Here is a 746-nt window from a genome sequence, read left to right as displayed (position 1 = left end):
ACCGCCACCCGCGAAGCACCTTCGGTGGCGCCCAACGCGGCAGCGGTCTGGTGGAACAGTGCCCAGTCCTTGACCCCGTTGCCACCGGAGAAAATAAATTCGGCTTCGGCCATGGGAATCGCCGCCGGGTCCACGGCCACCGCACCCAAATCCTCAATGCGCGGCAAGCTGCGGGCCAGGCTTGTGGATAACTCCACCGGCAACACTTCGTGACGGGTATCGCTGACAGGCTCGGCGCATTCCGCCGCCGCCAGGATTATGCGTGGCAGTGGCCGGGCCAGGTCTTGCTGGCCGGCACCCGCACGGCCAATACATTCCTGGCCCTTGATCTGCCAGACCCGCGTGGCCGGGCGCTCCTTGAGGCTGGCGGCAAAGCGCCGCCCCAATTCACCACCGCCGCTGCGGCTGTCCGGCAGCAACCAGTGGCGCGGGTTGAACTGGTTATCCACAGCCCGCAGGCCCTGGACGCGTTGCTCCGGTGAATAACCGTCGAATTCATGCCCGTCCAACACCAGCAGCCGATCCACACCGGCGGTGGCGAAGGCGTTTTCCTTGTGTTCGCCGAACACCACGGCCAATACCGCACCGTCGTCGCCGGCCAGCTGCCGGGCCAGGCCCAGCAAGTCGCGGTCGTGGCTGCTCAGGCGGCCGCCGACCATGTCCGGCACCACGTTGATGTAGAAAGCGGGCGCCGGTACCTGATGCAGCGGCAACTGCACTTCCACCGCTGCCGTACGCTTGGCCGC

Annotated in this window: 1 pseudogene; it reads right to left on the bottom strand. The window is 66.8% G+C overall.

Going from position 1 to position 746, the window contains the following annotated elements:
* A pseudogene (locus HX846_RS08045) lies at positions 1–746 on the bottom strand (electron transfer flavoprotein subunit alpha/FixB family protein); the annotation flags it as partial.

This window comes from Pseudomonas sp. K5002 (assembly GCF_013386655.1).
GTDB lineage: Bacteria > Pseudomonadota > Gammaproteobacteria > Pseudomonadales > Pseudomonadaceae > Aquipseudomonas.
The sequence above is the reverse complement of the archived record's forward strand: the minus strand, read 5'-3'. Positions and strand labels throughout refer to the sequence as shown.